Origin of the sequence: Acidiphilium sp. 34-64-41, from assembly GCF_002282635.1 — a bacterium.
Taxonomy (GTDB): Bacteria; Pseudomonadota; Alphaproteobacteria; order Acetobacterales; family Acetobacteraceae; genus Acidiphilium; species Acidiphilium rubrum.
Map to the genome: position 1 here is coordinate 39,867 of NZ_NCJX01000011.1, position 24,787 is coordinate 64,653.

General features: G+C 64.6%; 20 protein-coding genes. 3 read left to right on the forward strand and 17 right to left on the reverse strand.

Translation table 11 applies throughout. The features are described 5' to 3' along the window. Nucleotide 1 precedes the first annotated feature (1 nt). Complete coding sequence (gene rpsP, locus B7X49_RS03535; protein WP_029310420.1) at nucleotides 2-346, reverse strand: 30S ribosomal protein S16; 345 nt, start codon at nucleotides 344-346, stop codon at nucleotides 2-4. A gap of 54 nt (nucleotides 347-400) precedes the next feature. Next, nucleotides 401-1,774, reverse strand: a complete 1,374-nt coding sequence (gene ffh, locus B7X49_RS03540) for a signal recognition particle protein (RefSeq protein WP_286703818.1) — start codon at nucleotides 1,772-1,774, stop codon at nucleotides 401-403. 183 nt (nucleotides 1,775-1,957) lie between these two features. Between ffh and B7X49_RS03545 the strand changes: the two genes are divergently transcribed. The 3 genes from B7X49_RS03545 (at nucleotide 1,958) to B7X49_RS03555 (ending at nucleotide 6,463) form a co-directional block, all read left to right on the forward strand. Continuing rightward, complete coding sequence (locus B7X49_RS03545; RefSeq protein WP_286838302.1) at nucleotides 1,958-3,973, forward strand: GAF domain-containing protein; 2,016 nt, start codon at nucleotides 1,958-1,960, stop codon at nucleotides 3,971-3,973. Further along, a complete protein-coding gene (locus B7X49_RS03550; protein ID WP_286838305.1) occupies nucleotides 3,862-5,241 on the forward strand; it encodes a bifunctional diguanylate cyclase/phosphodiesterase in 1,380 nt (459 codons plus the stop codon). Before B7X49_RS03545 ends, B7X49_RS03550 begins: the two co-directional genes overlap by 112 nt. A gap of 76 nt (nucleotides 5,242-5,317) precedes the next feature. Further along, nucleotides 5,318-6,463, forward strand: a complete 1,146-nt coding sequence (locus tag B7X49_RS03555; protein ID WP_286703820.1) for a hypothetical protein — start codon at nucleotides 5,318-5,320, stop codon at nucleotides 6,461-6,463. Between the two features lie 15 nt (nucleotides 6,464-6,478). Here the strand turns inward: B7X49_RS03555 and B7X49_RS03560 are convergent, their stop codons facing one another. From B7X49_RS03560 to B7X49_RS03630, 15 genes are all read right to left on the reverse strand, one after another. Continuing rightward, nucleotides 6,479-7,462 (reverse strand): class II aldolase/adducin family protein, encoded by a 984-nt coding sequence (locus B7X49_RS03560; RefSeq protein WP_286703821.1) that lies wholly within the window; start codon nucleotides 7,460-7,462, stop codon nucleotides 6,479-6,481. Beyond that, nucleotides 7,459-8,967, reverse strand: a complete 1,509-nt coding sequence (locus B7X49_RS03565) for a glycerol-3-phosphate dehydrogenase (protein ID WP_286703822.1) — start codon at nucleotides 8,965-8,967, stop codon at nucleotides 7,459-7,461. Before B7X49_RS03565 ends, B7X49_RS03560 begins: the two co-directional genes overlap by 4 nt. Then, nucleotides 8,964-9,632: a class II aldolase/adducin family protein gene (locus tag B7X49_RS03570; protein WP_286703823.1), complete on the reverse strand. Its 669-nt coding sequence runs from the start codon at nucleotides 9,630-9,632 to the stop codon at nucleotides 8,964-8,966. Before B7X49_RS03570 ends, B7X49_RS03565 begins: the two co-directional genes overlap by 4 nt. Nucleotides 9,633-9,663: 31 nt before the next feature. Further along, nucleotides 9,664-10,713 carry a 2-hydroxyacid dehydrogenase gene (locus B7X49_RS03575; protein WP_286703824.1) on the reverse strand — a complete coding sequence of 350 codons (1,050 nt, stop codon included), beginning with the start codon at nucleotides 10,711-10,713 and terminating at the stop codon, nucleotides 9,664-9,666. Next, entirely contained in the window at nucleotides 10,706-12,268 is a 1,563-nt protein-coding gene (locus B7X49_RS03580; protein ID WP_286703825.1) for an FGGY-family carbohydrate kinase, read from the reverse strand. The genes B7X49_RS03575 and B7X49_RS03580 overlap by 8 nt, the downstream gene beginning before the upstream one ends. Next, nucleotides 12,265-13,362, reverse strand: a complete 1,098-nt coding sequence (locus tag B7X49_RS03585; RefSeq protein ID WP_286703826.1) for an ABC transporter ATP-binding protein — start codon at nucleotides 13,360-13,362, stop codon at nucleotides 12,265-12,267. Before B7X49_RS03585 ends, B7X49_RS03580 begins: the two co-directional genes overlap by 4 nt. Beyond that, complete coding sequence (locus tag B7X49_RS03590; RefSeq protein WP_286703827.1) at nucleotides 13,359-14,465, reverse strand: ABC transporter ATP-binding protein; 1,107 nt, start codon at nucleotides 14,463-14,465, stop codon at nucleotides 13,359-13,361. Before B7X49_RS03590 ends, B7X49_RS03585 begins: the two co-directional genes overlap by 4 nt. Continuing rightward, the gene (locus tag B7X49_RS03595) at nucleotides 14,462-15,313 is read right to left on the reverse strand and encodes a carbohydrate ABC transporter permease (protein WP_286703828.1); all 852 of its coding nucleotides are present in this window, start codon (nucleotides 15,311-15,313) and stop codon (nucleotides 14,462-14,464) included. The genes B7X49_RS03590 and B7X49_RS03595 overlap by 4 nt, the downstream gene beginning before the upstream one ends. After that, the gene (locus B7X49_RS03600; protein ID WP_286703829.1) at nucleotides 15,306-16,235 is read right to left on the reverse strand and encodes a carbohydrate ABC transporter permease; all 930 of its coding nucleotides are present in this window, start codon (nucleotides 16,233-16,235) and stop codon (nucleotides 15,306-15,308) included. The genes B7X49_RS03595 and B7X49_RS03600 overlap by 8 nt, the downstream gene beginning before the upstream one ends. Nucleotides 16,236-16,331: 96 nt before the next feature. Continuing rightward, nucleotides 16,332-17,768, reverse strand: coding sequence for an ABC transporter substrate-binding protein (locus B7X49_RS03605; RefSeq protein WP_286703830.1), 1,437 nt, complete (start codon nucleotides 17,766-17,768; stop codon nucleotides 16,332-16,334). A gap of 39 nt (nucleotides 17,769-17,807) precedes the next feature. Continuing rightward, nucleotides 17,808-18,806 carry a sugar-binding transcriptional regulator gene (locus B7X49_RS03610; protein WP_286703831.1) on the reverse strand — a complete coding sequence of 333 codons (999 nt, stop codon included), beginning with the start codon at nucleotides 18,804-18,806 and terminating at the stop codon, nucleotides 17,808-17,810. Nucleotides 18,807-18,913: 107 nt separating this feature from the next. After that, entirely contained in the window at nucleotides 18,914-20,332 is a 1,419-nt protein-coding gene (locus tag B7X49_RS03615) for a rhamnulokinase family protein (protein ID WP_286703832.1), read from the reverse strand. Then, on the reverse strand, nucleotides 20,322-22,397 hold the full coding sequence (locus tag B7X49_RS03620) for a bifunctional aldolase/short-chain dehydrogenase (protein WP_286703833.1): 2,076 nt from the start codon (nucleotides 22,395-22,397) through the stop codon (nucleotides 20,322-20,324). The genes B7X49_RS03615 and B7X49_RS03620 overlap by 11 nt, the downstream gene beginning before the upstream one ends. Nucleotides 22,398-22,415: 18 nt before the next feature. Further along, nucleotides 22,416-23,594 (reverse strand): L-rhamnose isomerase, encoded by a 1,179-nt coding sequence (rhaI, locus tag B7X49_RS03625; RefSeq protein WP_286703834.1) that lies wholly within the window; start codon nucleotides 23,592-23,594, stop codon nucleotides 22,416-22,418. Continuing rightward, nucleotides 23,594-24,355, reverse strand: coding sequence for a DeoR/GlpR family DNA-binding transcription regulator (locus B7X49_RS03630; RefSeq protein WP_286703835.1), 762 nt, complete (start codon nucleotides 24,353-24,355; stop codon nucleotides 23,594-23,596). The genes rhaI and B7X49_RS03630 overlap by 1 nt, the downstream gene beginning before the upstream one ends. Between the last annotated feature and the right edge of the window lie 432 nt (nucleotides 24,356-24,787).

Sequence of the window (24,787 nt, forward strand, 5' to 3'; positions counted from 1 at the left end):
ATCAGGCCGCGGCGGCTTTCGCGCGTTCGGCCGCACGTTCCTGGGCCTTCTTTTTCGGCGTGGCCTGGATCGGCTGGTCGCGGTAAACAGGCATCGGCGCGAGGCCGGCCTTGCCGAGGAACTTGGCAACGCGATCGGTCGCCTGGGCGCCTTGGCTCAGCCAGTGGGTGACGCGCTCGTTGACCAGGCGGACGCGGTCTTCATGCTCGGCCGGCAGCATCGGGTTGTAGCTGCCCAGACGCTCGATGAATTTGCCATCGCGCGGGCTGCGCGCATCGGCCACGACGATGTGGTAGAACGGGCGCTTTTTTGCGCCCGCGCGGGCCAGTCTGATCTTCAACGACATTGTCTATAACTCTCCAAAGTAAACAAAAACTTAACCCCCGAACGATGGGGCAAACTAGAACGGACGCCGACCGCCGCCTTGCGGCATCAGCGCCCCCAGACCGCCGCGCGCCAGACCTTTCTGGCCCAGTTTCGACGCGCGCTTCATCATGTCCTTCATCATGTCGAACTGCTTGAGCAGACGATTGACTTCCTGCACCGAGGTGCCCGATCCGGCGGCGACGCGTTTTTTGCGGCTTGCCTTCATGATGTCGGGATTGGCGCGCTCGGCCTTGGTCATCGACGAGATGATCGCGCCCTGGCGTTTCAGGATCGAGGTATCCAGATCCGCATCTGCCAGTTGCTGCTTGATTTTGCCGACCCCGGGCAGCATGCCCATGATGCCGGAGAGCGAGCCCATTTTGGTGATCTGCTTGAGCTGTTCGCCGTAATCCTCGAGGTCGAACTTGCCCTTCGCCATTTTTTTGGCGAGTTTCTCGGCATTCGCCTGATCGACGTTTTCCGAGGCTTTTTCGACCAGCGAGACGATATCGCCCATGCCCAGGATGCGGCTGGCGATACGTTCGGGGTGGAATTGCTCGAGCGCGTCGAGCTTTTCGCCCATGCCCATCAATTTGATCGGCGCACCGGTGATCGCGCGCATCGACAGGGCGGCGCCGCCGCGGGCATCGCCATCAAGCCTCGTCATCACGATGCCGGTGATGCTGACGGCCTCGTTGAAGGCGGTTGCGGTGGCGACGGCATCCTGCCCGGTCATGGCATCGACCACCAGCAGGGTTTCGGCGGGGTCGGTGGCGGCGCGGATGGCTTTGACTTCATCCATCAGCGCTTCGTCGATCGAGAGGCGGCCAGCGGTATCGAGGATGACGACGTCGAACACTTCCCGCCGGCCGGCATCCATGGCGCGGCGGGCGATCTGTACCGGAGTTTCACCAGCGATGATCGGTAGCGAGGCGACGCCGGCGCGCTCGGCCAGCTGGGCGAGCTGCAACTGGGCGGCCGGGCGCTGGGTATCGAGGCTGGCGAGCAGCACTTTCTTGCGCTGCCTGTCCTTTAGATAGAGCGCGATCTTGCCGGAGGTGGTGGTCTTGCCGGAGCCTTGCAGGCCGACCATCAGGAACGGGATCGGAGCGGCGGCGTTGAGGTTAAGGGGCACCACGCCTTCGCCGCCGAGGGCCTCGACCAGCGCATCGTTGACGATTTTGACGACCTGCTGACCAGGCGAGACCGCGCGCAGCACATCCGCACCCACGGCTTGCAGGCGAACTTTGGAAATGAAGTCGCGCACGACCGGCAAGGCGACGTCCGCTTCGAGCAGGGCGAGACGAATGTCGCGCATCGCTTCGATCACGTCGGTCTCGGACAAGGCGCCACGCCGGCGTAACCGGTCGAACACGTCGCCTAGCTTGCCCGAAAGGGCGTCAAACATCGGTCTCTCCTGGCCCGGTGGTGGGCACAACAAAAAGGCGCCGCGGTGCGAGACTCGCAGCGCGACGGATTGGAGACGGTTCTATGGCGGAAATGCGTTCACAAGACAAGCGGTCACAATACAACCGTTCTGCCGTCATAATTATTTTTGCATTCGTATAGTATTTGAGATATGTTGAGCAAGATGAGTAAGCTCATACACAACCTTGGCGAGAGTGATGTCGAGCGCCTTTCGGCCGTGCAGCGCTATGGTGGTGGTGATGCCGAACAGGATGAGTTGTTTGATCGGTTCACGAAGCTGGCCGCCACTCTGTTCAACATGCCGATCGCGTTGATTTCATTGGTCGGTCAGGATGTCGTGCGGTTCAAGTCGAGCCATGGCATCGATGTCGTCGACATGCCGCGCCGAAACAAACTGTGCGACGCCGTGACCAACAGCGGCACGGCGCTGGTGGTGCACGACGCGTTGAACGACCCACTGACCATGGACAGTCGGATGGTGAGTACGTTCGGCATCCGGTTCTATGCCGGCGCGCCGTTACGGACGGACGATGGTCTGACGCTGGGCGCATTTGCCCTCGCCGACCGGGTGCAGCGGCCCGAGTTCGATGAACGGGAAATGGCGATGCTGGGTGAACTGGCACGCTCGGTGGTTGCGCAACTCGAATTACGACGACGGTTGACCGAGACGCGCGGCATGATCGCCGAATTGTCGCTGCGCCAGGAGATTGCGGAGATAACGGCCAGCGCAGCAAGCCTGACCGATGCGCTCGATACATTGCTGGCGCATGTTGGCCGCAGGCTCGGCGCAACCTATTGCACGGTCAGCGAGGGCGATACACAGGCTTTGACGTATCGGGTCCTGGCCGGCCACGCAGAGTTGCCCGAGATTGAACGGATCATCGGCGTGGAACGACGGACTGCATGGCGGCCGCTCGCCGAATTATCGTGCGCGGCCGCACTGAGTGATCAGGTGGCGGTGGATTCCGGCCCGGTTTTGCTGCCCGAGCAAGTGGGCGATTATCCGGGATTCGCCTTCGCGGTCAATTGCGGTACGCGCCGTCAAATCACGATGCCAATTGCGACGGACCATCGTCGATTTGCCCTCACGATCGGGTTTCGCGAGCCGGAGTTGAGCGCCGGGTTGCGGGCGACCTGCGCTGATCTGGTGCAATGGATCACGCCGCTGCTCCAGGGACGATTGCGCGAGGATGCGCTGGCGCGGGCCAATGCGCTGCTCTCACGCAGCAATCGCGCCTTGCAGACGGTGCAGGCCAGCCGTGAAGCGGTGGCGCGCGCGACCGATGAAGCGGCGCTGACCCAGGCGATCTGTGATATTGCGGTCAGGTTGGGGCGCTACAGTGCAGCCTGGGTCGGCATGGCGGAAACCGATGAGCGCCGCACCCTGCGCCCGGTTGCGATGGCGGGGCACGGGATCGACCGGATTTTCGATGTCCATATTTCCTGGGGCGATGATGCTCATGGTCGCGGGCCTGCCGGCAGGGTCGTGCGTGAGGCGCGGCCGATCGTGATCGACGACGTGATGAACACGGCGGAGCTGAGCGCGTGGCACGACGATGCCGATCTGGAAGGGCGCGTTTCAGCTGTGGCTCTACCGCTGTGCGACGAGACCGGAGCAAGTTTCGGCTGCCTGACGTTGCTCGCGACCGATCGAGCCGTGAGCGTCCTGCCGGGAGATGAGAGCTTCGATGGCGAAGAGATCCGGTTGCTGGGTCAGCTTGCCGGTGATCTGGCTTATGGCCTCTGCGCGTTGCGGATGCGCCGCTCGCGGGATGCCGCCGTCGTCGGGCGGCAGGACAGCGAGCAGCGCCTCACCCGCCTGCTCGAAGCCAGCCAAACCGTAGTCTACGCTTTAGAACGGCCGAACGGCATGGGCGACAAAGCGTTGTGGCGCGTGACCGACTTCAGCGCCAATGTCGAGCGGTTGTACGGGTATGATCAGGCCGCAGTACGAGCACCGAACTGGTGGATTGATCATGTACACCCCGATGACCGCGACGCCGCCATCGGTACCGGTTCGCGCGGTCGGACGGGGTTTATCGGTGGGTGCGCGACGAAGCCTCCCTCGTGGCGGGTTCTGGAGGTTGTGGGGATCAGATTGTCGGGGCGTGGGTCGACATCACCGAGAAGCATCAGGCGGACGCCGCGATCGAACGGCTTGCCTATTACGATGCGTTGACCGACCTGCCCAACAAGGCGATGTTGCTCTCGCATCTGGCGCAGGTGCTGGTGCAGGCGCGTCAGTCCGGCATACACGGCACGTTGATGTTCCTGGATCTGAACGGGTTCGAGGCGGTCAACGATCTCCATGGGCATGCCGCCGGCGATGCCGTGCTGCGCCAGATCGGCCGGCGATTGCCGACCAAATTGCGCAAAGGCGACGTGGTCGCACGGGTAGGGGACGATAAATTCGCGATCCTGCTAGCCGCGCTGGGTGAGACGCGCCTGCGGGCTGCGGAGATCGGGCAGCGGATTGCCGAGACATTGCTGGCTGCCCTGGCCGAGCCGATCCACGCGGCGGGGCATGAGTGCCATATCAGCGCCAATATCGGCATCGCGATGTTTCCCGGCGAGGTTCATGCGATCGAGGATATCGTTCGGCAGGCGGACATGGCGGTGCGCCAGGCCAGGGCGGGCGATCGGACGCCGATCGTGTTTTTCGAGACGCGGATGCAGGCGCGGGTGGCCGAGCGGCATCTGATCGAACTCGCGCTGCGCGATGCGTTGATCCACGACCGGTTCGAGGTTTGGCTGCAATCGCAGGTGGATCAGCAGGGTCGCATATCGGGCGCGGAGGCTCTGATCCGGTTGCGCCGGCCGGACGGCGTGATCGTGCCACCCGACAGTTTCATCGCGATTGCCGAGGAAACCGGCATCGTGTTCGCAATGGGACGCTGGATGCTCCGCTCCGTCTGCCGCATCATCGCGCAGCAGGCGGCGAGCGGGCGGCGGCTGCGCGTGTCGATCAATGTCAGTCCGCGGCAGTTCCATGACCCGGATTTCATCGCCGATATCGAGGCGGCGCTGATCGAGGCGGGGGCGGATGCACGGGACCTGATGATCGAGATTACCGAGAGCCTGTTGATCGACCGCATCGAGGAAACCACGGCGTTGCTCAATGCGCTGGCTGCACGCGGCATACGGTTTTCGGTCGATGATTTCGGGACCGGCTATTCGAGCCTGGGTTATCTGCAGAATCTGCCGATCGCGGAGATCAAGATCGATCGCAGCTTCATCCAGCGCCTGCCCGACAACCCGCGCGATGCGACGCTGGCCGAGGCGATCCTGTCGATGACGCGGCATTTGGGCCTGACGACGGTGGCCGAAGGGGTCGAGACCGAGGCGCAGGCGACTTTTCTGCGGGCGCACAACTGCGACATGATGCAGGGCTATCTGTTCGGCCGGCCGGAACCAGCCGCGACGTGGCTGCGCGCTTGGAGCGGTTGACAGCGGCCTAGCGGATCAGGGACGATTATCCGGCACCGTAACGGATGGTCCGGCGATGCCTGCCAAGGAGCCCGCGATGCCGGACAAGCGCCCGCCTGTGATGCGCCGCCCACGGTTCACCACGCTCGATCTGTTCCGGTTGATGGATAGTTACGTGCGGGCGGGCGAGGAGATGGTCGGGCGGCCGTGGCGGCTGACCGCCGATGCGGCGCGGCGATCGGCAGCACTGGTCGAGCAGGGGTTGCTGGGGCCGTGGAGTGCCGCGAATCTGGTGCAGGGGCTGGGAACCGAATATTTCAATCTGCTGGCCAACCTCGCGACGGCGGTACCGACCGCGATCGAGAACATCGCGAACCGGCTCGACAATCCGCCGGCGGGTCTGCTGAGCGATTATCAGGTGCCGATCGCGGGAGCCGATCCCGAGGAGATCGGCACGATGTTCGAGGTCGGGCCAGCGGGGGATGTGCCGTTCACGCTGCCGGCGCGGGTGATCGATGCGTCGCAAGGTTGGGCGGCCTGGTATGTCGATCGGGCAGCGATCACCGCGTTGCTCGATGCGGCGACGGCGGCGGCGTTCGAGCCGCTCGATTGCGGCGGCGGGCGGAGCATGGTGACGCTGCTGGCAATCGATTTCCGGGTCAGCGATTTCGGGCGGTATCGTGAAATACAGCTTGCCGTGAGCCTGACACCGCGGGAATCGGCGGCGGAGCCCGGGGCGTTTTATGTGCGGATCATCGTGAGCGACGGATTCTCGGTCGAGCCGGGCAGGCGCGCCTGGGGGTTCGACAAGGATGTGTTCACCGACCTGCCGGTGCGCTACCGCGCGGATCACGCGGTGTTTCACACCGGCGACGACCGGCCGGGCGATTTCGCCCTGCGGCTGCCGCGATTCGGCTCCGGGCGTTCTGTCGATGTGCCGGTGGTGATTTACAGCGTGCGCGCGCCCGATGCGGCCGATGCGATCGCGGGGCCGGTGCGGATCGTGCTGAACCGCAGCGGCAGCGGCGAAGCGACGCAGATCGGCGGGTCGGTCGGGCTGCGGCTGGGCGATCCGGCGCTTGGACATTGTTTTTGCAGCGCACCCGGCGTCGGTTGCCTATGCGACACGCTGCGGCGGCTGGGGCTCGATCAGAAGCTTCCGGCGGCCAACGGCTGGACCGAGCGGATGACCGGGCAGTTGGAGGCGCCCTACCCGCTGGGCGCAACGGCGGGACGGGGATGAGCCGGGAAGCGCCGTCTATCGCTTGAGCCGCTTGCGGTAGGTTTCGGCTTCCCAGCCCAGCAGAGCGGCTTCATCGTCATGGGTCAGTGCGACAAGCGAGGCTTGCGCGTCGATCCGGGCGGTGACCGCGGCGAGGCATTCGGCCATGGCCAGGGCGGCTTGGGTGATGTCGCGGCGGATCAGGGCCCCGGCGCCGGCCACGATGATCAGCGGCGCGCCGGATTCGGGTGATTCGGTAATCCCCGGTCCCAGAAAGATGACGTGGTCAGGGTAGAGCGAGCCGGTGCGGGCGGCGGCAAGGCTGGCGCTGTCGGTGGCGATGCCGTGCAGCGTTTCGGGTGCGATTTGGTATTCGGTGCCCTGCGCAACCGCGGCAAGGCGTGCGCGATCGGGCGGCGGGGCGATGCGGGGTCGGACAGCGAGGCGGCGGGCAACCGCGTCGAGCAGGGCGCAGGCAGCGGCAACCGTCGCGGCGCAGACCGTCAGGCCGTGGTTGCCGAGCACGTAGATGTCGAACCCAGGGCGCGCGGCGACGGCTTCGGCGAGCGGCTGGCCGGGCCGGACATAAGGGATGAAGGTCCAGCGCAGGTCGCCGAGCGCCACGTCGAGCCGGGCCTTGGCATCGTGGCGCACCGCGACGGCGATGGTCGCGACGCAATGAACATGCAGCACGACGCGATCGGGCAGCAGCGCGTGCATCGCGGTTTCGATCGAGGGGCGGAGCGCGGCTGTGCCGCGTAGAAAGCGGTTGGCGTTTTCGACATCGTCGCCCCGGCCGAACGCCTCGCACAAGGCGCTGAGCGCGACCGGCACCATGATGTCGCGCTCTGCGGCATCAGCCAGCCATTGACCAGAGGCCTTGATCCACAGTGTATCGTCGAGCTTGAGCGAGGTGTTGCCGCCCGCGGCCTGGACGCGCAGGGGGTCGGCGCCGAGCATGGTCGAGGCGGCGGCGAGTTCAGCGAGAGCCTCGGCCGTGCGGTGTGGCGCGTCGTTCATGATTGCTGGCCCATCCATACACTGAAATCCGCCTGTTCCGCCTGGGTGAGGTGCAAGCCGTGCTTGGTGCGGCGGCTCAGGATGTCATCGGCGCGACGGGCCCATTCGGTATGCCGGAGATAACGCGCCTCGATTTCATAGAGCAGGCCGCCGAAATGCCGGCCGAGGCTGGCCATGGCATCGGCGGTGCCGAGCAGGGTGCGCGCCCTGGTGCCGTAGAGGCGGGCGTAATGGCGGGCGAGCGACGCCGGCAGGAATTGGTAGTCGCGGGATAATTCGCGCAGGAACCGGTCGAAATCGGCATCGGGCATGTCGCCGCCGGGCAGCGGCGCGCGATCGGTCCAGACCGGACCGGCCGTAGCGATGAAGGGGGTCAGCTTGTCGAGCGCGTGTTCGGCCAGCTTGCGATAGGTGGTGATCTTGCCGCCGAACACCGACAGCAGGGGGGCATCGCCGGGGCGGTGGTCGATATCGAACACATAGTCGCGGGTGACGGCGGAGGGATTCGCCGCCTGATCGTCGTACAGGGGCCGGATGCCGGCGAACTCGCTGACGATGTCGTCAACGGTCAGTTGCGTGTTCATGTAGCGATTGACCACGCGCAGCAGATAATGGCGCTCGCTCGCATCGACGCTGACCGCATCGGCATCGCCCTCGTAGGGGATATCGGTGGTGCCGATCAGGCAGAGCCCGGTTTCATATGAACCATCTTCGTACGGGTTGACGAAGATCACCCGTTTGTCGTCGTTCTGGAGCAGATAGGCCTGCGGCCCGTCCCAGAATTTGCGGACGATGATGTGGCTGCCCTTGACCAACCGGACCTTGGCGGGCGTGTTCAGACCGACGACGCCCTGCATGATATCGGCGACCCAGGGGCCGGCCGCGTTGACCAGGATGCGCGCGGTGACCGTTTCGACCGGACCATCATCGTGACGCAGCGTGACCGACCACAACCCATCGGCGCGGCGGGCCGAGGTTGCGGCGGTGCGGACGCGGATGGTGGCACCACGGTCGGCGGCATCGCACACGTTAAGGATGACGAGGCGTGCATCGTCGACCCAGCAATCGGAATATTCAAAACCGCTCGGGAAGGTCGGGCGGATGGGAGCACCTTCCGGTGCGCGCCGCAGATCGAGCGAACGGCTTGCCGGCAGCAGGTTGCGCCCGCCCAGATGGTCGTACAAAAACAGCCCGAGCCGCACCATCCAGGCCGGGCGTTGCTCGGGGCTGTGCGGCAGGACGAACCGCATCGGCCAGACGATGTGCGGTGCCGCGCGGAGCAGAACCTCGCGCTCGATCAATGCCTCGCGAACCAGGCGGAATTCGTAATATTCCAGGTAGCGCAGACCGCCGTGGACCAGTTTGCCCGAGCGCGACGAGGTGCCCTGGCCGAAATCGCCCTTCTCGCAGAGCAGGGTTTTCAGGCCCCGCCCGGCGGCATCGCGCGCGATGCCCGCGCCGTTGATGCCGCCGCCGATGACGACGAGATCGTAGTCTGGACTCATGCGGCACTCGCTGGGGCGTCGTCCTGGATGCCGTAGCCGGCGAATTGATCGAGCGTGGCATCGATATCGGCGGCGGACAGGATATGCGGCTGGCCGAGCAGCAGCGCATAGTAATACTGCCGGGCGATGGTTTCGAGTTCGACCGCGCGCCACATGGCTTTGTCGAGCGTTTCACCCAGGGCGATCATGCCGTGGTTGGCAAGCAGGCAGCCCATGCGGTCCTGCAGGGCGGCGAGGGCGTGCACCGAGAGTTCCTTGGTGCCGAACGTCGCGTAGGGCGCGCAACGGATATCGGTGCTGCCGAAGGCGGCGACCATGTAGTGGCAGGCCTCGATCGGTTTACGCGCGATCGCGAGCGTGGTCGCGAACGTGGGATGGCTATGGACGATGGCGTGAACATCGGGCCGGGCGCGCATGATATCGAGATGAAAGCGCCACTCGGTCGAAGGTTTTTTCGGGCCGCTCCAGCTGCCGTACTCACCCTCGATTGGCATGGCGGCCACCATGTCGGGCTCGATCAGGTGGTAGGGCGTCGCGGATGGCGAGATCAGCATGGTGTCGCCGTGGCGGATGCTGATGTTGCCGGAGGTGCCCTGGTTGATGCCGAGCGCGTTCATTTGCTGGCAGGCATGGATCAGGGATTCGCGCAGGTCGCGTTCGTTCATGTGTGGTCACCTTGGGTTAGGGGGCGGTTCGTCAACACGGGTTGCGGGGTGGTTCGCCGGCGAGGAAACGGCGGAGTTCCTCGGCCGCGGCGGCGGCGGCGATGGTGACGGTCTTGACCGACGCGCCGGCGATGTGCGGCGTGATGGTCACGTTCGGCAGGCTCAGCAACGGCCAGTCTGGCGGGACCGGCTCGACCGCAAAGGTATCGAGCGCGGCGCCGGCCAGGTGATGGTCGCGCAGCGCGGCGGTGAGCGCCGGATAATCGACCAGCGGGCCCCGCGCGGTGTTGACCAGATAGGCACCCCGCCTCATCGCGCCGATGCGCTGCGCGTTCATCAATCCCGTGGTCTCGGCGGTGACGCGGGCGTGCAGCGTGACGACATCGGCTTGCGCGAGCAGGGTTTCGAGCGTGGCGGGGCTGACGCCGTCGGCAATATCCGCCGGATCGAGCGGCACGTAGGGATCGTGCACCAGGATGCGGCAGCCGAACGGCTTGAGCAGGCGCACGACGCGCGTGCCGATCTGGCCGTAGCCAATCACGCCGACGGTCATTTCGGACAGTTCGCGGCCGGTGCGATCGGCGCGGTACAGATCGCCGCGCCAGTCCTGCCGGCGCAGACTGTCATGACCGGCGCCGATCAGGCGGGTTTGCGAGAGGATGGCGCCGATGGTGAATTCGGCCACCGCGCCGGCATTGCGGCCGGGGGTGTTGACCACGCGGATCTGGCGCAGCCGGGCAGCCTGCATGTCGATATTGACCGGGCCGCCGCGCGACACTGCAATCAACCGCAGGCGCGGCATCCGTTCGAGCATCTGCGCCGAGACCGGAGCGAGATGGGTGACCAGGATTTCCGCATCGCCGACAAAACCGGCGATGATTGCGGGATCGCCCTGGTATTCCTTCAACCCGTCCATGCCCGGCGTGGCATAGCCATGCTCCATCGGCAGGTCGGGCCAAGGCAGCGTCATCGAGCGGAGCGCCACCGCATCGCCGCACGCGGCGCGGATGGCCTGCTCGAACGCCGCCGGGCGCATGAAATGATCGCCGATCACCGCGCAGTCGCGCGCTGGGTTATCCATGCCTCGTCTCCGTGAAACCGGCGAACTGGTGCCAGAACGGCGGCGCGGCGTCACGGGCGGCCTGATAGATGGGCAGCAGCGGGGCGTAATGCTCGGCGAGCGCGGGATCGGGCGGTTCGGGCGCGCCGAGCAGCGGGGCGACCCAGGCGCGGGCGCAATCATCCATGCTGGGCGCGATGCCGAGCGAGACGGCGGCGATCATGGCCGCACCCAGCGCACCGCTGCCGTGTTCCTTGATGATCCGCACCGGGCGGTTGAGCATCGCGGCAAAGATCCGGCGCATCGCGACCGAACGGGACGCACCACCGGTTATGCTGATCATGTCCGGTGCGCCGCCGATCGCGGCGTAGCAATCGGCCGCGGCAAGGGCGAGACCTTCGTAGATCGTGCGCATCAGGCCGGTCAGGTCGAGGCTGCGGTCGATCCCGGCGAGGCTGGCGCGGGCGTTCGAATTGGTGAACGGCCCGCGTTCGCCGGCCGCTGAAATATAGGGGTGATAGACGGCGCGCGCCGGCGGCGCGGCGAGTACCTGTTCGTCGAGGGCGCGCAACATGGCGCCGTGATCGGACGGGTGGCCGGCGAGTTTGACCGCCTGATCGGCGATGCCGACCAGCCAGTCGATGTTGAGCGTGGCGGCGAGGGTCGATTGCAGCAGCGCGGTCTTGCCCTTGACCGGAAACACCATGCGATAGCCGCTCAGCGGCGCGCCGGCTTCGCGCTCGAAATCATCGTCGGCGAGGCGGATGTTCATGCCGGTGCTACCGATGATGGAGGTGCCGCAATCGGCGCCGGTGCCATAGATGCCCGCGCCCAGCGCACTGCACAGCACATCGACATAGCCGAGCACCACCGGTGTGCCCGCCGCGAGGCCGAGGCTTGCAGCGGCGGCTTGGGTGAGCGCGTGCTGCGTCGTCATGCCATCGACGATCGGCGGGAGCAGATGGCGGTAGGGTTCGAGCGCATAGCCGGCGATGGTGACCGGCGAATAGGCCCGGGTGCGCCAGGACCCGAAGGTGAAGCACGCCTCAGACGGATCGGTCGCACGGACGCCGGTGAGGTTGAAATAAATCCAGTCCTTGCAATGGAACGCAGTGGTGGCGTGGGCAAGCTGGTCGGGGCGGTTGGCGGCCAGCCACAGCAATTGGCCGGCCTGCTGGCAGGCGGCTGGGCCGGTACCGGACTCGGCGAAGATGGCGGGGCCGGCCTCGCTCGCGCGGATGCGCTCGACGATCGGGCCGGCCCGGCCATCGAGCCAGAGCAGGGCGGGCCCGACCGGGGCGCCCGCGGCATCGATCAGCCACGTACCGTCGCCCTGGCCGGTGATGGCGAGGCCCGCGACGGGCGCGCCATCGAGCCGGGCGACCAGGGCGGCGATGGTGGCCGCCGCATCCTCCCAGGTTTGCGCCATGTCCTGTTCGGCGAGGCCGCCTGGTGCTTCGCGATAGCGGTTGGGCCGGCTCTCGATCGCGACCGGCTGGCCGGCCAGATCGAAGGCGACCGCCTTGAGCATGGAGGTGCCGGCATCGAGGGCGATGATGCGGGGTTCGGTGGTCATGCGATGGCTCCGTGCGCGAGGGCGATGCCGCTGGCGGCATCGAAAATATGCAGATCGACCGGGTCGAACCCGAAATGGATGGTATCGCCCAACCGTGCGGCGACGCGGGTGTTGTGGATGGCTGTGAGGGTGCGGCCGGCAACTTCGATGGCGACATGCGCCTGATCGCCCAGCCACTGGTTCGAGACCAGCACGCCCTGATAATCCGCCAGGTGCAGTTGCAGCCGGTGGGGCCGCAGCCCGAGCACGACGCGCTGCCCGAGCGTGAGGGTGCGCGGGGTTGCGAGCGGAATGCGCAAAGCGACGGCGCCGGATTCGTCGAGCGCGTCGTACCCGCGATCGGTCACGATGCCCTGCAGCGTGTTCATCGGCGGTTCGCCAAAAAACGTCGCGACGAACAGATTGGCCGGCCGGTCACGCAGGGCGGCGGGGGTGGCGTATTGCTGGAGCGCGCCCGCCTCCATCACCGCGATGCGGTCCGCCATTGCGGTGGCTTCGCCCTGGTCGTGCGTGACCAGAACCGCGGTGTAGCCCCGCTCCTTGATGCGGGCCTTGACGCGGCCGCGCAAAATGGCCCGCAACTGCGGCTCCAACTGGCCCATTGGTTCGTCGAGCAGGTGTAGATCGGCGTGACGGATCAGGGCGCGGGCCAGCGAGGCGCGTTGCTGCTGGCCGCCGGACAGACCGTTCGGGCGGCGGTGCAGGATCGGGCCGATTTCAAGCAGATCGGCGACTTCGCGAACCTGGGCGGATGCCGTGTTCGCCTGGGCCTTGTCGCTGCGGAGCGCGAAGCCGATGTTTTCGGCGATGGTGAGCGGCGGGTAGAGTGCATAGCCTTCGAACGCCATCGCGACGCCGCGCTGCGCGGGGGGCAACGTATCGATCCGCCGGCCGGCGAGGTGGATTTCGCCGTTACTGACCGCCTCGAACCCCGCGATCATGCGCAAGGTCGAGGTTTTGCCGCAGCCCGAGGAGCCGAGCAGGGCGATGATTTCACCATCCTGCACATCGAGATCCATGGTGCGGACGGCATGGACCGGGTGGCGCGACCCCTCGCCGTAGATTTTGTTGATCGCCGCGAGGTTGAGGCTCATGAGGCGATCTCCAGCGCGGCCGGCGTCGCCGCGACGCAGTGACCCGACTCGGCATCGAACAAGGCGCCGTAACCGGGCGCGACGCTGATGAACAGGGCGGTGCCGTGGGGTGGCGGCGTATCGTGGCTGGCAACCAGTTCGACACCATCGGCGGTGCGCAGGAGCACGAGGAAGCGCTCGTTCATCGGCGTGATGGCAATGATCTGGGCGGCCACCCTGCCCGCCCCGCCAGCCGGATGCAGCATAACCGCCTCCGGGCGCACGCCGAACACCGGTTCGGCAACCGGCGGCGCATCGAACCCGAAGGCGAGGCCGGCGGCGTCAATCCGGCTCGCATTGCCGCGGGCGGTGGCGCGGGCTGGGATCAGGTTCATCGGCGGGTCGCCGAACAAACGGGCGGTCGCGATGGTGGCGGGGCGATCATAGACATCAGACGGCGTCGCGAACTGCACGATCCTGCCGCCGATCAGCACCGCGACCCGATCGCCGATCGCCATGGCTTCCCGAAAATCCTGGGTGACGTAGACTGCGGCTGTTTCACGGCGGGCGAGCAGGCGGGGCAGTTCGACGCGCATTTCGTAACGCAGCTTGGCATCGACGTTGCGTAGTGGATCATCGAACAGGATCAGGCGGGGCTCGCCGACCAGAGCACGCGCGAGCGCGGTGCGCTGCTTCTGGCCATTGGAAAGCTGGCGGGGAAAATGATCGAGCACATGATCGATCCGCAGCAGCGCCGCCACCGCATCGACCTTTCGGGTGATGGTTGCGCCGTCGAGCCGTTGGGCACGCAGTGGGCTCGCGATGTTTTCGAGCGCCGCCATGTGCGGGTAGAGCGCGAAGTTCTGGAACGCCATGCCGAGGTGACGGGCTTCCGGCGGGTCGTTCGATACATCGCGCCCGGCGAGCAGGATGCGGCCGGCGGCGTTGGGTTCGAGCCCGGCGATGGCGCGCAGCATGACGGTTTTGCCGACCCCGGAGGGGCCGAACAGCACGACCCGTTCATTCGGTTGCACATCGAGATCGACCGCGTCGAGCACGGGATCGGCGCCGTAGGCGACCGACAGGCCGGTAACCGCAAGGGCGGCATGCACGGGCGCGCTCATCCTTTGACCGCTCCGAGGCTGAGGCCTTCGACCAGCCAGCGCTGCGCGTAGAGGGCGATGGCCAGGGTAGGGATGATCGACAGCACGACGGCCGCCGCGATCTGGCCGTATTGAATGCCCGATGCCGTGACGAAGGCGAGTGCGCCGAGCGTGACCGGCTGCTTCGAGCCCGATGCCAGGACGAGCGCGAAGATGAAATTGTTCCAGGCAAAAATGAAGGCAAGCAGGCCGGCCGCGGCGATGCCCGGTCCCGCCAGGGGAATGGCGATCTTGATGAAGCCCTTGAACCAGGAATGACCATCGACGCGGTAGGCGTATTCGATGTCGGGGCTCGCATCTTCGAAATAGCCGCGCACGATCCACAGGATGAGCGGCAGGGTGATCAACTGATAAATCCAGATCAGTCCGAAATAGGTGTTGTCGAGATGGATTTCCTCGAAATAGAGTGACAGCGGCAGCAGCACGAGCAACGGTGGCGAGAATTTCAGCGACAGTAGCGTGAAGGCCATGTCTTCGCCGAGGCGGAACTTGAAGCGCGCGAAGGCATATGCCGCCGGAACGCCGAGCAGCAGGGCAATGATCACGGCCGAGGCAGACAAGAAGAACGAATTCCACAGATTATGCATGAAGGCGATGTTCAGTTCACCGACGGACGTTTTCAGATGCCCGGTGATGAGGGCTGCATAGTTGATCAGAGTGGGGACGAACACCAGCTTTGGCGGCAGCGACAAGATTTCGGTGTTGGTCTGCAACGACATCACCACGATCCAGAAGATCGGGAACATGAAGAATAGCACGATCAACGTCAGTGCCAGGCCGCGTAGGGATTTCAGGATGGTATCACGCACCGGCTTTGCTCCGTTGACGCATCGCATGCCATTGATTGACGAATAGTTTGGACAGCGCGAAGGTGATCGCCCAGAGCACCATCAGGATCGCCGAGGATCGGCCGACATTGGTGTTCTGATAGAAATCGATATACGAGCGAATTTGAAAGACCATCAGGGAATCGCCCGGCCCGCCCTGCGTCATGCCGTAGATGATGCTGAATTCCTGTATCGCCGAGAGCAGGCGGAACAGGGCAGCGGTGATGATGTAGGGCATCAGCATCGGCAGCGTGATGCGAAAGAACACGAAACGAGCCGGCACGCCGTCGAGCCGCGCGGCCTCGAACGGCTGGGTCGGAAGGCTGCGCAGTCCGGCGAGCAGCAGGATCATGATGAACGGGGTGTTCACCCACATATCGATCAACACGACGGTGAACATGGCGGTATCCGGGCTCGAGGCCCAGCGGAAGCCGGTCAAGCCCAATCCGTTGACGATCCAGGCATACACACCAAAATTCGGATTGGTCATCAACTTCCAGATCAGTGACGCGATGACCGGTGCGACCATCAGTGGCATCAGCAGGGCGACCGAGATGACATTGTTCAGGCGCGTGCGTTCGCGCAGCAGCATGGCGATGCCGAGGCCGAGCAGCAGTTCGAGACTGACGCTGGCTCCCATGTAGATCATGGAGACAGCAATGGTCTGCCAGAATTCGCTGCTCGAGAACAGATCTATGTAGTTGCCGATGCCGACGAAGTGTCGGCCGGTCGGGAACGCCATGTTGTAGGATTCGAGACTGTACCAGGCGGCCGTGAAAAACGGGATCAGAATGCCGATGCACACGAGCAGCGCGGGCAGGCTGAGCAGATATGGCAATAATGCAGCGCGGCGGCGCAGTTTTGGCGCCGCGACGGGTGCGGGACGGATGGCGGTGTCACTCATCGGATCGATCCTGACCGGGCCTGGTTGGCGTCAATGCCGGATGGACGGCGTTGGGCACGGCGTGGGGGGAAAGACCCACGCCGTGCCGCCGCGGCTTCAGATACCAGCACTTCTCATTTCGTGATCGATGTGGGCTGCAAGTTTTTCGAGACCCGCATCAACCGTCACCTGTTTGGCGACCATGCGTTGCAGCATGGCGGCCCATTCGGTGGTGACGTTGAAAAACAGTGGCTGCGGGGTGAAGTAGATTTTTGCATCGGGCAGCGATCGCTCGAAAGCCTCGTAGAATCCCGCATAATCCTTATCGAGACGCGCTTTGAATGCGGGGTCTTTCCAGGTGGTGTTGCGCACCGGGTCGACCAGTTTTTGCTTGACGCCGCCATAGATGCCGAAGTTCTTGCCGCTCGCCCATTGGATGAAATACCAAGACGCGTCCTTTTCCTTGGAAAAGCTGCTCATGGCGAGCGACCAGATCCAGACGTTCGAGGTCGAATGCGTCATTTTCGGGTTCGGCACGAACGCGGCATAGCCGATGTCGCCAGACTCCTTGTTGCCCGGGCTGTTCTCGAAGAAACCGATGATGTTCGCATCATAGATCATGCCGCAGCGGCCGGCGCCGAGATCCTGCGCGCATTCGTACCAGGTATAGGTCGCCCAGTTTTTCGGGCCGGCCTTCTGGATCATTTCCACCCAGAGCTTGTTCATCTCCTTAGACTCGGTGGATGCGACGGCCGAGGTGAGTTTGCTGCCAGAGACATCGAAATCCTTGGCGCCGTAGTTGGTGTATGCCGAGAGATAGCCAGGGTGAATGGTCGCCCATGAACGGCTGCCGCGCACCGCGACACCGTAGGCACCGCCGGCATCCTTGGTGATCTTGCTACCGATTTCGATCATGTCCGGCAGGTTTTTTGGTGGCTCGATTTTTAGCTTGTCAAAGATACGCTTGTTGTAGCTGATATTATAAAGTTCAAAGCCGAGCGGCACCGCCCATTGCTTGGCATTGGCACTGCCCAGGGCTTCGCCTGGAACGCCCGACCACGCATCGGACTGGCGGAGATTGGCGATGATGCCGTTGAAATCATACGATGGCGATGTTTTCGTGGCGTCGTTCAGGTAGGGCTTCATATCGACGAGCCAGGTTGCGGGGCCGTATTGCCAGGTCTGGTATGCGCCGGTCATCAGCACGTCGTAGCGGTTTGAGTGCGAAGAGAGCACTGCGGTTACTTTATCGAAATAAACATCCTCAGGGAAAATATCGTATTCGACATCGATGCCGGTCATGGCCTTGAAATGGGGCAGATCGGCGATCATGGCGTCGGCGTAGGGATGTTTGTCGAGCAGCAGGCGGAGTTTCTTGCCTTTATGGGCCTGCCAGTTGAAGTCCGCTGCCATGGCATCGGTTGCGGCGGCGCCAAGCGCGAGATTGACCGCGGCGGCACTGACGCCGAGCATGCCCGCGCGTTTCCCGAAATCGCGGCGCGACAGGCCGCGCGCAATGAAGTCTTTCGCCAGACCTTCGATTTTTTGAGTCATTGTTTCCTCCGGTTTATTTGTTGCGTTAAACGTACGATATTACAAGGCGTTCATGACCTTAGGGTTTCGGGTGGACTTCAGCTGGACCAGCCGTGCCGCCGTATCTTCGTCGGTGATCAACGCCGTCGCGAGGCCGGCGTTCAGGACGGCGTGGATTGCCGCTACCTTGTCACGCCCACCGGCGATGGCCAGAACTTCGCGGCCGCGCATCACTTCAGGATCGAGCGCGATGACCCGGTCGTGCAGTTCGGTTTCAACCCGCTGACCGGCCTCATCGAAGAAGCAGCCGAGCAGTTCAGCAACGGCGCCATCGCGCCGGGCCGTTGCGAATTCTTCGGGCAGCACCATGCCGCTCATGCCGAGGAAGGCGATGGGTTTGACCTCGCCAATGCCGACGATGAACAGGCTCGCCTGCGCCGCCAGTTGAAACGCCTCGACCACACCGCGCTGGCGGAACAGCATTTCGCGATCGGAGATCGAGTTGGCGTAGAACGGCACCGGCGGCAGATAGGCTGCGGCGCCGGTTTTGTCGGCAAGCGCATGAATGACGTCGAACGGGTTGGCACCAACCCGGCGCGGCACATCGCCGAGGGCCGAAACCACCGTGAGATCGGGATAGGACCCGGGCGCCAGATGATCGATCGATGCGGCGATGCTGCGGCCATGGCCGACGCCGATGATGCTGTGGCGGCCTTGTTCAAACGCATCCGTCAGGTAGTCCGCACCGGCGCGGCCGAGTGAGGAGAACAGAGTTTTGCCGTCCGGCGGCGCGGGGACGACGCGGCAGAAATCGAGCACGAAACCGTTGGCGATCTGCTGTTCGAGACCGACACAACTGGCCAACGCGCCGCTGATCGAAATACGGACGATGCCGTCCTGCACGGCGCGGGCAATCAAGCGTTGGACGCGGGTTTGCGGCAAGCCCAGCCTTGCAGCGATTTCAACCTGGGTCAGCGATGATTCGTAATAGAGCCACGCGACTCGCGTTGCGAGCTCGATATCATCCTGTCCAAGACGCCTGCTGGAACGCACAGCCACCGTTTCCACCGTGATTGAATAATTTTTATCTTGCCGCACGTTTTATTCATTCAAACAGCAGTGTCAAGTGAAATCGGCGTTGTCGCAAAGTCATCGGCCCCGATGGGCTAACGGGTTTTTGGAATGAAGCAGCGGAGGTCCGCGGTGGCCCGCATGACCGTACGGATCGCATTGTGCTCGATAACCCCGAGGCTGGCGGCCTGCACCAGCAGATTGCCGGCCGTGGTCGCCTCAACCGGGCCGGCGATGACGGTGGCGTTGGTGCAATCGGCGATCGCCTGGCACAGCAGGTCAATCCGCGAACCGCCGCCCACAATGTGGATGCGCCTGGTCTGGTGATTGGCTACCTGATCGATTTCGGCGAGGCTGGCGGCCACCGAGGCCGCGAGGCCGCGCAACACGGCGCGGGTGATCACAGCGGGTGCGGGATCGAGCACGATGCCGCGGGCGGCGCACCAGCGGAGGATGCGGTCCGGCATGGTGACGCCAGGATGTGCGAACTCGGGTTCGGTCGGGTCGATCGCGACATCCGAACACAGCGCCGCGGCGTCTTGCAGAATCGGCTCGATCGGCGGATCGCCCCAGGCGCGCAGGCATTCCTGCAGGATGAACAGGCCGCTGGTGTTTTTCAGCAGCCGCGTGGTGCCGGCGATGCCCTGTTCATTGGTGATGTTGGCGCGGCGGGCGGCCTCGCTGATCAGCGGGCGCGGGCGCTCGATGCCGGCAAGGCACCAGGTTCCGCTCGAAATATAGGCCCAGTCCTCGCCCGCCTCGGCCGGGATTGCAGCGATCGCGCTCGCGGTATCATGGGTGGCGGGGGCGATGACGATGGTGCCGACGAGGCCGGTGTCCGCGGCGATGGCGGGCAGCAGCGGGCCAAGGATGGTGCCGGGCTCGACCAGATCGGGAAACATGGCGCGCGGGATGCCGAACGCGGTCAGTACCGTGTTCGACCAGTCGCGCCGGACCGGATCGTAGAGTTGGGTGGTGCTGGCGTTGGTGTGTTCGCAGGCCACGACCCCGCACAGCCAGTAATGGATCAGGTCCGGCAGCATCAGGAAGCGGGTCGCCCGGCTGAACAGGTCAGGCGACGCGCGCTTTGCGGCCAGGAGTTGCGGGAGCGTGTTGATCGGCAGAAATTGCACGCCGGTCGCCTGATATAAATCGGCGCGCGGCATGGTTTCATCGAGCGTGTCGATCACGCCCTCGGTCCGGCGGTCGCGGTGGCTGTGGACCATGCCGATCGGCAGCGCATCGGCATCGAACAGCGCGTAATCGACCCCCCAGGTGGTCACGCCGATGCTCGCCACCGGCCCCTGGCCGGACGCGATGCGAAGTCCATGGCGAATTTCGCGCCAGAGTTCGAGCATGTCCCAATACAGGCTGGCGCCGAGCGGCACCGCGCGATTGGGAAACCGGTGCAGGATATCGAAGCTCAGCCGGCCGCCTTCGACCGCGCCGAGCGCGACCCGCCCGCCGGATGCACCAAGGTCGATCGCGATGTGGCGCGCAGGACTACCGGACATAGGCGGCGGGCACGCCGCCATCGACCGTCAGTACGCCGCCGGTAGTTTTCAGCGACGCCGCGGAGGCGAAAAACGCGATGGCTTCAGCGACATCGTCCGGCAGGACGTTGACCTTGAGCGTGGTGCGCGCGCGATAATGCGCTTCAAGCTCCGTCTCGGCGATGCCGTAAGTGGCGGCACGGTCGGCCCGCCAGGATGAGTTCCAGATCGAAGAGCCGGACAGCACGGCATCCGGCAGCACTGTGTTGACGCGAATGCCCGCACCGCCGCCTTCCTCGGCGAGGCAGCGGGCGAGGTGCAGTTCCGCCGCCTTCGCGGCCGAATAGGCGCCGGCGTTGCGCCCGGCGGCGACCGCGTTTTTACTGGCGACAAACACCAGCGCGCCGCCGCAAGCCTGCCGGCGCAGCACGCGAAACGCGGCACGGGCGACCAGGAAATAGCCGGTGGCCAGAATGTCGAACATCAATTGCCAGTCGGCCAGGCTGGTCGCCTCGATCGGGTCGCTTTTGCTGATGCCGGCGTTGTTCACCACGATATCGACCCCGCCGTAAGCGAGTGTCGCGGCGGTGAAGGCCGCATCGACCGCGGCTTCGCTGGTCACGTCCATCGGCGTGGCGATCGCGCGGTGAAATCCGTGGCGGGCGGTGAGCGCGGCGGCGACTTCGGTACTGCCCTCGGCATTGCGATCGGCAATGACGACATGCGCGCCATCCCGCGCGAGGCGCGCGGCGGCGGCGCGGCCGATCCCGCTGGCCGCACCGGTGATCAGCGCGACATGGCCATCGAGCGGCTTCGGCGGCGGTTTCAGCGAGAGTTTGTAGAGTTCGAGCGGCCAGTATTCGATGGCGAAGCTCTCGGCGGCGTCGAGCGTTTCGAAGCCGCCGACCACATCGGCATGGCGCATCACCGCGATGGCGCGGCGATACAACTGGCGGGAGACTTCGGCGGCGAAGGCATCGGGGCCGGTGGTGACCATGCCGACGCCGGGGATGAGAATGATGCGGGGCCAGGGCGCGGCCATCGTATCGCCGGGTTGGGCGTGGGATTGGAAATAATCCCGATAATCGCTGACGAACCGCGCGATGCCAGCGGTGGCTGCCGTGATCAGGGCGCCGGCACCGTGGTCGGGCTGCCAGTCGAGCAACAGCGGCACGCGCTTGGTGTGGACCAGATGGTCCGGGCAGGCGGCGCCGCGCATGGCAAGCGCTGCACATTGGGCGCTGGTGGTGAAATTCAGCACATCGTCGCTGGAATCGACGCTGAGGATCATGCTCCGATCCTGGCTGATCGCGCCGCGAATCACCGGCAGCACCTGGGTCAGCAGCGTGTCCCGCTCGGCGGCGGACACGCGCGTGATCGTGGTAGCACCGAAGGGCGATGGGTTCGCTTTTGCCGCGAGAAATGCTTCGGCTTCACCGATGATCCGCAGCGTGCTGGCATAGCAGGCCGCCGCGGTGTCACCCCAGGTGACCAGACCGTGCTTGCCCATGACGACGCATTCGAGGTCCGGATTGTTGCGCACGGCTGCACCGATCTGTTTCGAGAGATCGAACCCCGGGCGGATATAAGGCACGAACGCCGCCCTTTTGCCGAACACCTGGTGCATCAGCGCCTCGCCGTTCGGGCTGCACGCAATCGCGATGATCGCATCGGGATGGGTGTGATCGACATGCGGTGCCGGAGTGAAGGCGTGCAGCAGGGTTTCAATGCTCTGGCGCGGCCGCCCCGGTTCGAAGGCGCAACGGTCAAGATAGGCAGTCATGTCTCCATCGGACATGGTGGGGCGGGCGAACAGCGGTTCGATATCATCGAGGCGGAGGCCGGCGAAATGCTTCGGCTCGATCGAGGCGAGATCGCTGCCGGAAGCCTTGACCCAGAGCACCGGCGTCCCGCGGCCGAGGTGATCGCGCTCGATCGATTTGACCGAGGTATTGCCCCCGAAAATATTCACAATGCGGCGATCCGCGCCGAGCAGGCGGGAGCGGTGGGCGAGTGCCGCCAGCCCCTCGCCGGCCGGCGGTTGGGATGCTGGCCAGGTGGGGCAGCGTTGATCGGTATCGTTCATCGGAGCCTCATGATCGGGTTAGTCGCCATAGCCGCCGCCGGTCGCGATAACGCCGCGGTCGCGTTTGATCGCCCGCAGATAATCGCCCTCGCGATGGGCGCGCAAAGGGTCTTCGGGCAGGTTGTGGCCGCGCCGCCAGGCGGCGAGACGCGGGCGGACATCGGTGCGGAAGGCATCGAGCAAAATGCGGTGCGCGCCCAACGCATCGCCCTCTGCCTGCGCGGCGGCGAGGCCGGCGCGATCGATCAGCAGAGCCTTCGCATAGGCTTCCTGGCAATTCAGAATACTCATGATCATGCCTTCGATCTTCGCTTCGATGTTGAAGCTCTGATCGATCATGTAGCTAACACCGCGGGCACAGGCTTCGGTTGCCGGATCGTCGGCGGCCGCAACCAGTTCGGCGTAGATCAGGAAGAGTTCGAGCGGGTTGGTCGACCCGACGATCAGATCGTCGTCGGCGTAGCGCCGGGCGTTGAAGTGAAAGCCGCCGAGCTTGCCTTCATCGAGCAGAATGGCGACGATGGATTCGATATTGGCGCCCTGCGCGTGGTGACCGAGATCGACCAGTACCTGCGCCTGCGGGCCGAGCGCCTGCGCATGCAGCAATGCGGCACCCCAATCGGCCAGATCGGTATAATAGAAGGCGGGCTCGAAGAATTTGTATTCGATCAGCATACGCGCACCTTCCGGCAGGATGTCGGCGCAGGCTTGCAGCCCGGCGCGCAGGCGCCGACGCCGGGCGCGGATGTCGTCCTGACCGGCGTAATTGGTGCCGTCCGCGAACCACAGGCTGAGATCGCGGGCGCTAGTTTGCTGCATGATCGCAACGCAATCATGCAGATGGGCCATGGCCTTGTCGCGAATTCGGGCATCGGGGTGGGTGAGCGAGCCGAGGCGATAATCCTCGTCCTGGAACAGATTGGGGTTGATGGCACCGATCGTGATGCCGCGTTCGGCAGCGAAGCGGCCGAGGGCTGCGGCATCGTCCACCTTGTCCCACGGGATATGCAGCGCAACGCGGGGAGCGATGCCGGTCATGCGGTGAACCTCTGCCGCGTCCTCGATTTTTTCCCACACGCTGCGCGCGGCACCGGGGGCGGCGAAGGTTTTGAAGCGGGTGCCCGTGTTGCCGAACGCCCAGCTTGGCGTTTCGATGATCTGCGCATCGAGCCGCGCGATGAAAATTGCGTCGTCCATCAATCCTCCGCGACGATCAGCCGGATATCGGCTGCTTCCAGGGCTGCGAGATCGGCCTCGGCCGGCATCGCATCGGTGATGACGATGTCGAGCTCAGTCAACGTCGCGATGGTTGCCAGCGCCCGCCTGCCGAATTTCGAAGAGTCGATCAGCGCGATCGCGGTTGCGCCCGAACGCAGCATGGCGCGTTTGGCACCGACCTCGGGCAGATGGGAATCGGTCAGGCCGAGTCCGGCGTGAAATCCCCTGGTGGAAAAGAACACCTTGTCGGGGTGCAGGCGGGCCATGACATCTTCGAACAGAACGCCGGTGAAGGAGCGCGCCGGGGCGTGAAACGCACCGCCGACCAGCACGAAATCGACGCCGGCGGCGGCGAGCGTATTCGCGGCATCCAGGCTGGAGACGATGGCCGACACGTCGTGCCCGGCGAGCATGCGCACCAGATGCAACGCCGTGGTCGAGGCATCGAAAGCGATCGTGTCGCCTGGCGCGATCAGACCGAGGGCGGCCCTGGCGATTGCGGATTTCGCCGCGGTGTGGCGGCTGGCGCGCAGCTGGTGGCTGAGTTCCTCGCTCATGCGCTCGCGCAGCCGGGCACCGCCGCGCACCCGCTCCATCAATCCCTGCTCCGCCAGCGCATCGAAATCGCGCCTGATCGTCATGTCGTGGACGCCGAACTCGGCGGCGAGATCGCGGACGCGCAAGACCGGCGCGTTGACGGCACGGCGGAGGATTTCCGCCTGACGCAGCGTGTCGCTCATGGCCCGCACGCCGGTTTTGAACATCTATATGTGCGTTTCCACATCACGTTCGTCGCTTACGCCACAATGCGCGGCCTCACAAGCGCTGATCTGATGAGTTTTTGATTTGCGTTATATTGCGCTGCACAATTACGAATTTACGCGGCGTATTCAAGTAAGAAAGAAAGCGCTTCTTTTCTGAAAAAAAGAAGCAAAAAACTTTTTTTAATCTGGGCTAAAGCGATTTCAGCCGCATGAAGCCAGCGAATAAAAGTTTTTTTGCTTCTTTTTTTACAAAAAAAGAAGTCCTCCCCCCCCTGCCCTGCCCGCCTCACTTGACAGACCAATGTTCACTCCGTGCCTATCCGGTTAAGTCAGACACCCACTACATGTGGGGTGGACCCATGCTCCCGAATAAAGCTGGGCATAGGTTGGCGCCTCGGCGCCGCCCGC